General features: G+C 59.1%; 4 protein-coding genes. 2 read left to right on the top strand and 2 right to left on the bottom strand.

Going from position 1 to position 9,340, the window contains the following annotated elements; translation table 11 throughout:
• Window positions 1-539: 539 nt before the first annotated feature.
• Window positions 540-1,232 (bottom strand): AVAST type 3 anti-phage protein Avs3b, encoded by a 693-nt coding sequence (gene avs3b / locus XpopCFBP1817_RS17735; protein WP_128418128.1) that lies wholly within the window; start codon window positions 1,230-1,232, stop codon window positions 540-542.
• Entirely contained in the window at window positions 1,174-7,446 is a 6,273-nt protein-coding gene (gene avs3a, locus XpopCFBP1817_RS17730) for an AVAST type 3 anti-phage nuclease/ATPase Avs3a (protein ID WP_128418127.1), read from the bottom strand. The genes avs3b and avs3a overlap by 59 nt, the downstream gene beginning before the upstream one ends.
• A 558-nt stretch (window positions 7,447-8,004) precedes the next feature.
• Between avs3a and XpopCFBP1817_RS17725 the strand changes: the two genes are divergently transcribed.
• Together XpopCFBP1817_RS17725 and XpopCFBP1817_RS17720 are read left to right on the top strand one after the other, a co-directional pair.
• On the top strand, window positions 8,005-8,277 hold the full coding sequence (locus XpopCFBP1817_RS17725) for a hypothetical protein (protein ID WP_128418126.1): 273 nt from the start codon (window positions 8,005-8,007) through the stop codon (window positions 8,275-8,277).
• A gap of 209 nt (window positions 8,278-8,486) precedes the next feature.
• Entirely contained in the window at window positions 8,487-9,296 is an 810-nt protein-coding gene (locus tag XpopCFBP1817_RS17720; protein ID WP_128418125.1) for a TnsA endonuclease N-terminal domain-containing protein, read from the top strand.
• Window positions 9,297-9,340: the final 44 nt, after the last annotated feature.

Here is a 9,340-nt window from a genome sequence, read left to right as displayed (position 1 = left end):
TTAGGGAAAATTGCTCTGGTGTGATCTCCATACCCGATAGTTTACTCGCTCAGGCCATTAGTGTTAACAGGCCATAGATTGGTGTCACCAAGATCCCGCGAGTAGCGGTCGGCCAACCAGAGATACAGACCATAATAGCGAATGCGCAGCGTGACGTTGCTAATGCCAGGCAGTAGTCGTTGATAAATGATAACGCTGGAATTCTGCATCCCCAGCGGATCGATTCCCCGCTTCTTTGATAACTGCGTCCATACCGGAACAGCGTTCCTGCTCAACTTGGTAATCCTTGTCGTATAAGTCCGGCAATGGGGAGTGGCCCAGATCCATACCGCCAAGGCTGCTTTAGCGGCTACGGATTTGCAAGCCAGCTTCCTGGATTGAAGTGCACCTACTGCTGGCGATTGGGCAGGTTTGCGGCACGTCCGCTTCGGCCAATAGCGGCCGTTGTCGTTGTCATTGTCATTGTCAGCTTTGGATAGTTCGAAATAGGCGCCAACGACCCAAATGGGGCGGTGTTCGCACGGTAGCTAGACGTTGGGCTACTCACGCTCCTCGACGAGCGCGTGACTAACGCTTTTAGCAGCCGCCAACGACTCCACAAGGCTCGTCTTGAGTGCTTGAGTCGCAACAGCAAAGTGTTCGAGCTGCACGATGCGCTTCTCCAACTGCTCGATACGATAATTTTCGAGCTCTGCCTCCTCCCGTCCTGCCCTCACGATCCTAATCCGAAGTTCGGTGAGAGGGTCTTCTTCGTCCAGGTGTTGGGCCAGCTCCAACCACTCGGCGCTGTCTCGCCCCGCCGCATGCGCGGCTTGCGTAAGGACATAGTGGATGAGGTTGCGAGCCGCACCATCTATCCCTAAGGCGGTCGTCGGAAGCTCCTCGACTTCACTGTCCCCGTTAGTCGCACGTGCATCAAGGGCGCGCCAGAGATCGTTGCGATAATGCGGTCCACCGTCCGGATGCAGGGAGTCGATGGCCTCGATCACCCGGTCAATGGACTCGAAAGCCGATCGCTTTGCGGTGAAAGCCCGTGCCTGTGCCCACAGCTCCAGGATCGCGCGCGCACACAGCTGCTGAACCTCATCACGCTCGGGCAGATCGGCGTGCTCAGCGCGTACCATCAGCTCAGCCGTGTAATGCGCCATCCATCGCGCGAGCGTGTCGGTCGATTCAGCGAGCTTTAGTTCGACGACGAGCTTCTCGCCGAGGGCGAACGTTGCGGCCGACAATGTAGGGTGCTCTCGCTTTTTCGATAGTAATGATGCTCGTCGAGCGTTCTTCTTCAACATCTTCACTCCTACTTTCGTAGTTGAAGGGGACCACTTGGCGATGGCAGGTGACTTCAAGGATCAACGTTTGCTCCTGCCGACCCAGGATCTTCTGCAGGAACTGTGTGTCGACCAGGAGGCGTCCCCCACTTGGAGTGCGCCCACGCTCATCGTCGGCGCTTTCTCTCCACCGCTCGACCCAGGCCACGCACGTACCGTCATCTTGGTGCCACTTACCAGAGGCTTCGTCCAGGACAATTCCGAGTTCAGCCGCCACGGGCCCGGCGAGATCCGGAAATCGTCGGGCCAATCCGCCGGTCCACGGATCATCTGAATCAGCGCCGGACTCGGCGCCTGACTCCGTCACCCACCCTTCCAAAACGAAGTCGCCGTGATGGATCTCATGAGTGTCCTGGAATTCGGGCAGTGCGTAGTCGTAAGGGTTCCGGGTCGTCGCCAAGGCCCGGGACAGTGCGCCAGCGCGGGCCCGCGACGCGAATGCGCTGACCACGCGGAGGGTTTCGCTGTTGCGCCCCTCGTACTGCGTACACCGGCCTGCAACAACCACCGCCCCGACTTGGGCCATGAGAGGCGAAAGCGCGTAATTCTTTGCCGGAGGGGCGGGCCACGCGCCCTTTTTGTGTGCTGGGAACTCGATGGCATCCGCCGGAGGCATCTGCCTGCGGTCCGCCAGCCAGTCGCCCTTCGCATCGAGCGAAGCCTTGTCCTCTAGCCAATGGGAAAATGATCCCCATGAACTTTCAGGGTCCTCATGGAGCGGATGTGTCTTCAGTAGCTGTCCTGCAGTCTCCATCAGGGCGTGATAGGAAAGATAGAACGAAAGGTTGTCCTGTTCGCCCAGTTCGCTTTCGCGGCGCCTAGAGTGTTCCTTGAATTGGCCGCACAGAGCGCGCGCATCCCGATCGTAGTGGCCGTTTTCCTGGAGCCCCCAGTCCTCGCGAATGACCCGGCATGCCTCGACCTCGATCTCTCTGGGGCTTATGGCAAAGCACCGTGCAAACGACTCCATCCAGCTGCTCGAGAAGTCGTAGCCGAAGGTGAACTCGCATACGACGTCCGAACGGGGCGGACTGCGGTGTGACCGGGTGTGATAGGCGGAAAACTGGGTCGGAAGCGTGGACGCATTGATCCGAACTAACGCATCTCGGGCCACAGGAGTCACAGGAACGTGGCCCCTATCGGCTAACGCCAACAGGGCGCGAGCTGCTATACCGCGCCACATAACATGACGATTCTGCCGCAATGCGAAAGACTCAAGCCAAGCGGCATGGCGCGAGACAACATCCCCGCTTTCGCGCGAAGCGCGGTCGAGAGCGGTCAGCAACCACTGGATCGCATGCATTCGATAGAAGTGGAAGCTTGCGTCTGTAAACGCTGACGCATCGCCGCCTGTCGAAAGCTCGAGGATATCCGCGAGGAGCGCATCGCGACCCAAGAAGCATAGCGCCCGGACCGCGTGCGCCGCCTGCCACCGGCGCCCCGATTCAACTGCCCCGAGAGCGGCCCAGATATAGCCTGCGATGCTCTGGCGACAGCCCCCGGTAGGCGCCAAGCGTGGGCTCCACTGCCCATCACCTTGCTCGCAGCCGAGTGTCTCCTCAAGATGCTCAAGGCCATAGCTCAGCGCGGATCGCGCTTCAACAGGATCCAAGAATTGAGCAAGGACAGCGACGAGCTGGAAAAAATCGCGCGACGTAGTCGGCAGGCTTGTCTCGGCGATCGCCTCCAGCGCACACCGCAACAGCTCTTGGCGCGAAACCCCTGTCTTCTCAAAAACAAGCTCGTAGGACAAGGATTGGTAATGACGGTTGACCTCGAGCGAAGTGGCATGGTCGCGGGCCATGCGCCGAACGAACGACGCCAATGCCTGTCGCGACGCAAGTCCATCCATCCAAATTGCAGGGATCTGTTCGAGAAGCCCACGGACGGCATAGGGACTCCAATCGTCAACCGCCTCGAGGCTCTCGACGAACGCGCGTTCCCTGCCTACCTGCACGCGACCTATGGCTTCGTCGATCCATTCCTCGCGCCATCGCCCGAAACGGCGCTCAGGCATTCGCGCTTGGCTTTCGAGAAGGCCCGACGCGCTGGCGAGATCGATACCTGCAAACACTGCGTCCCAGTCCGGACTGGACTCGCGCCCGCTCGTCACAGATGACTGGTGTGAGTCAGGATCCGATTCAGACCGTTCGGCGCGCTCTTCCAGTTCGCGAAAAGGCTGGGCATTCAGACCCCGTGCCTGGACCACATTGGCTACCTCTTTTAGAAACCGTCTGGAACTCGTTGAGAAGCGCAGGAATCGGTAGAACTGCGCTAGCAGCTTGTCTTTCTCAGGGCGGCTTCCGGCCGCATCGAGCGCGGCCGTGACCAGGCCCGGCCAATCCCAGTAGCCTTCGAAACAGACGAGGGCTGCCGCATCCCGACAATCCAGGTCACCACGCTTGCACAGGACGTCGACGAGCTGAGGGAAAAACCGCTCTGGCTCGCCGAATCTACGATCGCGCCACCGGCTCATGATTGCCGGCGCTGTGCTCGGCGACAGCGTGGTGATCGCCTCGATTGTGTGCTCCCAATCGAAGTGCTTGTCGCGATCGACGTACGATCGTGTTAGCTCGGCCGCACGGGCGAATCGATACGCTAGGCGCGGGTCATCGGCCCTATCTGCGGCGCAGACATCGCTCAGATACAAGAGGGCATGCCATCGCTCCAAGTTCTCCTGCCCGATCTTGCTGGCGACACGAACGGCCTCATTGAAATACTGCAGGGCCTCATCCTCTCTGGCCCCCAGCACGGCACGCGCGAGGAGGACGAAGCTGTCGGCCATGGATTCAGCGAGCTCCGAGTCCTCTCCGATCCTACCCCGAGCCTTGTGGGCAAAGGAAAGGACGATATGTGCGGGGCCGCCCGTCAATGCCGCCCGGCGTGCGAGGTCTGCCAGGATCGGAATGAAAAGTGGAATCCGTAGGCCCTCCTGCCATTGTGATAGGCGCGCCCATAGCGTCTCATCTCCTCCAAGCAAAACAATGCATTCGGACCATAGCCGAGCGACCTCGTCCGCCGTTGCTGACCAGTCCTGGTAGATGTCGCGTCGATGGCGGGTCCATTGCTCCAGCGCCGCCAATAATGCGGTCTCAAATTCGACTTTCAACATTGCGCCGGAACGGACCTTCACGCTCAGTTCGTGCCACGGCAATAACACCTTGAGGTTCTCAAATCCCCGGCCGCTGAAGCGATTATCGCTCGTCGGTTTTTTGCGCGACTTGCGCTTTGCGCCATAGATGAATTCGAGCGTCAGCGGCTTACCCAAAAGCGCTGCCAGCAACGCATACGTTCGCAGGAATGCAAGCCGATCGTCGTGGAGATTTTCCGATTCGAGAGTGCGAGACGCGCCTTTAGGCAAGTACCGACGCAAGAGGCCGGCGAGTGCACGCTTTGACGCCAAACGGTAGTGCCGCGCGGTATCGATAATCGACGCAACCGTACCAAGTCGCGTGCTCTCGCCTAGCCAGTCGCCCGGCGCGTCGAGCTTGACTCGTGAATGCAAGAGTAGGCGCACAGTGCGTGCAGCGGCGGCTTTCGGCACATGCCGCTCGACTGTCCTGAGTTCGTCGGCTATCGCGAGAACCAGCCCGATATCATTGCCGGCTGCCAGGGCTAGGGCATCGGCATCCGCCCATCGCGCTCCGTCGACCAGGCGCTTTACGAGCAACCGCCCCACGCGATAAGAGAGCTCGCGCGGCTGCCATCGCCGCAACTGGGCGGCGCACTGGGTAGGGCCATGGACATTCAGCTCCGCCCATTCCAGCTCAAGGATATCGTTGTCCTTGACCGAGGTTCGGTGATGACTCTCCTTCCGGTTCCGCAGCCAATGGCCGAGCCAGTCATAAGCAAAGCGCAGCTGGGCACGTGCTTCACCCTCCAGGCCTTTTTGTCCTGAAAGTAGCGCAGCCTCATAGGCATGCTCAGAGCCAGTCCAGCTACCGCCGACAATCTGACGCCTGGATACCTGCTCCAGGAGTTGGTCCCGGTCCAGAAACCGCGATGCAAGATCCACATTTCCGCTCAGAAGCGTCTGTTGTCGGGCATCGGCCGCCACCCTCCCACCGGCCTTCAATGCAAGCTTGACGGCATCGGCGTAACGGCGCGCTCGAAGCGCGGCGAGTGTCGCAAACTCCAGCCGCTGCAACTCGACGTCACGCCGGGCGATCTCGTCATTCTCAGGCAGTGCGTCGTCGTCCAGTGCGAGTCGAACCAGCTCATCGAAGCGATCCGTGCTCAACATCAGCGCGGGAAGCGCCGACGCGGCATAGCGGCTTTCCCGCGCGAGCGGCTTCAGGCGGCGGACGAATGCCTCGAGTTCCTCGTGGCCCGGTCTGAAGTGCTCTTGGAACCATGTCTCCGTCGGCTCGTCCCTGAACTGGACGGAGTCGTCACGAAGCAACAGCGGTCGGCCGAGGTCATGGACGAAACTCCGGACCAACCCCTCGTCAACGCCCGCTGTTAACGCGATAATTCCGACGGGCACGAACGGACGCAGCGTAGCGAGCGCCGCGCAGATACGGTCGATCTGAAGCCGTTCGACCGCTGCTGCGACATGCCGGACCTGCCCTACGGCATGCTCCAGTAGGTCGCCAATGGTGTCGTCGACCGTGCGAGGCGATGGGCCTAAGCTGCGCAGGACCGTCGCCAAAGACGCTGCCGAGTCCAGGTCTAGCGCTGTGCGCTGCACGCGTGGATTGCGCGATGTCAGGCGATGGAATTCCCGAACGTCCACCTCTCGCACGTCCGGAAAACGGGTCCTGAGAAAATCCCCAGTCTCCTTCTCGGTGAACCCATCGAGCACAAAGCGGACCACGTCCGGTGGCGGCTGGAGCTTATCGACCCGATGAGGGCGCGAGGTGAGCACCAGCCGAACATTATCGGGAAAGGACTCTGTGAGCAGCAGACGCGGGAAGCTGGGCGGATGGTGGAACTCTTTGGCTGCCATCTCCGCATTGTCCGCCGCGTCTAAAATTAGAACGAGGTACGCATCAGTGGCCTGACTCCGCAAAGCGGCGCTGGCTTGGGCGACCCGCGCCAGAAACGCATGCACATAAGCAGCGTCGTCCGCTTTAGGTGTGGGGATCAGAGGGTGGCACAGGCCCTTAACAGCCATTTCGTTGGCTAGCTGGACCAATCCGTCCTTCGCGCGGTGTCTCAGGCCGGTGGCGCTTCGGTACCAGCCATTGCCGAAGCAGTCATAGACGAAGGCGATGCCTGGTAGCGCGTCCCCGATCTGGGTGGCGACGACGGATTTTCCATAGCCGCCATCGGCCGACACGATCATCGATGTCGGCGACTCAATAATCGCCTTGACCAGATCCGACATCTGGGCGCGAGGCACGACGACCGGAGGCGACTCGATGACGTTCGTCGCCGGAAACAGGTCATCTAGGCGGACGCCGATGGTGTCCAAGACATCCTCACGGCGGATCTCGTGATTGGACTTGAATTCAGACGTGGCCTTGCGTGCGACGAGCTCGCGTAGCGCGATCGCAGCATCCTTGTCGTTATCCGGGAGGTAGGCCCGTAGATCACGGTTGAGTAACGCACGCTGCTCGAGAAATCCCTCGACGCGCGTGATAGGCAGGAACAGGGAGGCAAACGCCTGGAGGTCAGCAGACGTCAACCCGGTCACACGGCAGATATAGTGGGCGTCGCGCCCCTGAGTGCCCTGCCTCAGCTCCGCTAGCGCTTGATACACACGAGGTGAGAGTGGGCGGTTGGTTTCGAACTCGAAAGTAAACCGCGCACAGACCTGTTTGATACCGAATTGTACGACCAACGCAGTAAAGCGGTCAGCGAAGTCCTTGAGCGTCTTTCGCAGGCCGCTCGCTGTCCACTCCTTGTCGGCGTGAAGTGTCGAATGCTTGAGCTGGCGATAGCGTACGAGCCGTGCCGTGGGCAGACTGTCACTGCCGTAGTAGAGGGCGAGGTCGATGGACTCGATGCCCGCGTTGACGGAGTCCTGCTTTGAAATGCCTTCAACAGACACGACCTTGAGGTCGGAGGAGGCTTCGAGAAGCTCCAGGCAAAGGCGGGACGCGCGTGAGTAATGAAACTGGTCGCCGTCTCGGCTGGGGCAAACATCAAAAATATCAGTCTGCCGTGACATCAACTCGTATGTCCCACGTCACAATGACGATCCGCGCCAAAATCTAGTGCGCACGCAGAGGCAGTCCAACCGATCAGGCGGACGTGCGTTGGCCCCATAGCTAGCACGCCTCAGTTTTACCCGAAGGTGCACTCCCCGCCTATGTTTGGGGCCGCACCGTCAGAATTTACTTGATCAGCATCCTAATCCTCCGCGCACTGGGGTGTCCACGTTCGGTCAACAGGAGAGTATCACCGCTTCCAAGGCCTTCATTTATGTTCGCAGATGCAAGAAGCGCTCTTACAGATAGCCGTGATTGACGCCGGGGGGCATGTGCACGACAGAGATGCGGCACATCTCGCCTGAGATGCCGCACTTCGTTGGCATGTCTTTACTAGCAGAAATTGGCGGTAGAGCAGGTTGTATCTTCCTCTTTTACCAACCCTTCGACCACCACAATATCATGCAGAAAATGCCGCCCTGTTTCCAAGTATTTGTGGCGAAATCAATAGCTTAGTTGACTTCCCAATCTCTGGGGCTTCATAGTCGCTTGAAAGATGCTTATGGGCATAAACCGGCATGCGTAGACCGTCTTCGGCCGATATCGAAGCGAAATTCCTCGAGGAATATGGGGTTCTTCTCAACTCAGCAGATGCAGCCCAGGTACTTCGCTATCCAAGCGCCAATGCCCTAACCAAGGCGCGCCGAAAAGGCACCCTAAAACTGCCCATGATGCGAATCGCCAATCGCCGCGGCTGGTGGACAACGCCGCAGGAACTTGCTCACTACCTTACTGCCTTGTCTGCTGAAAATCGCCCACATCGTGAGGAGGCGGCGCAGGAGCAAAGCTGATTAATTCTCAAGAAATTCGAGAGCTGAGGTACATGAGCCATACCCAACATGAGAGGTGAAATCAGATGAACTAGGCCAATTACGTGCGCGTACCACACAACTCCGGGCCCTGAAGGCAGACAGGCCCCAGTTCTCGCCAAAGAACTGAGGCCCGAAACGCAGTGAAGCTTACCCTGCTTGACTGCAAGACTGCATGAGGCGACCGCCCCATGTCAACACGCTTTGATCGCGTGGCGGGCGGCGTTTGCCCGGATCCCCTCAAACCAGATATCTCCCCTTTTATGGGGAGGTATTGGCTTCAGGACGATCCAATGTCAGCACCCAATCCGATCTCAAGCAATACACGCTGGGCAGATCTACCACGCTGCCCCAACAACGGTGTCCCCGGCTACCAGCTGTACATCGAACCCCCGGCTGTCGCGCAGATACGTGTCCGTCGCCTCGTGCATCGAGGCGCTCCGCGCCCGGTGTATAAGTTTTGGTCCATCAAGCTCAACCGCATCGTGCAATGCGAATCCCTACTCGAGGTCGAAGTAGGGCAACTTCTCGATGCTTCGCCTGGCGTTACCTACTTCGGTGAACAGCCTGTTGTTATCCACTATTTCGAATACGGACGATGGCAGCGGCATATCCCGGACTTCTGCATGCAAATACAACGGTCCCGGGAGTTCATTGAGGTTAAATATACGCATACGGTTGACCAAGAGACCGAGCGTCGTACAAATACGCTAACACATCAGCTTGCACGCCACGGCTGGGGCTATCGGTTGCTCACCGAGTCCGAGGTCCACCGCGGACCTTGGTTGTCGAATGCGCAGGTACTACTACGCAGGGGACGCGAAGCAGCCAACACGCTTTGGTCGTTGCATGCGTATGAGCAGGTACGCCAACGGTGTCGCAATTTTCTTGGCGATTTCGGATGGACTAAGACTGAAATCCAGGACGCAGTCTGGATAGCGAATGAGCTGATCCGAGGAACCCTTCTAGGTCCTGTTAACACTAATGGCCTGAGCGAGTAAACTATCGGGTATGGAGATCACACCAGAGCAATTTTCCCTAATCG

The sequence above is a fragment of the Xanthomonas populi genome (assembly GCF_002940065.1).
Classification (GTDB): Bacteria; Pseudomonadota; Gammaproteobacteria; order Xanthomonadales; family Xanthomonadaceae; genus Xanthomonas; species Xanthomonas populi.
Note: the sequence above shows the minus strand (reverse complement) of the source record. Positions and strands in the feature narration are given on the sequence as shown.

Excerpts from the sequence above, each read along its gene's own strand:
- XpopCFBP1817_RS17725 (WP_128418126.1), top strand. The coding sequence starts at position 8,005 with ATGCGTAGACCGTCTTCGGCCGATATCGAAGCGAAATTCCTCGAGGAA.
- XpopCFBP1817_RS17720 (WP_128418125.1), top strand. The coding sequence starts at position 8,487 with ATGTCAACACGCTTTGATCGCGTGGCGGGCGGCGTTTGCCCGGATCCC.
- avs3a (WP_128418127.1), bottom strand. The coding sequence starts at position 7,446 with ATGTCACGGCAGACTGATATTTTTGATGTTTGCCCCAGCCGAGACGGC.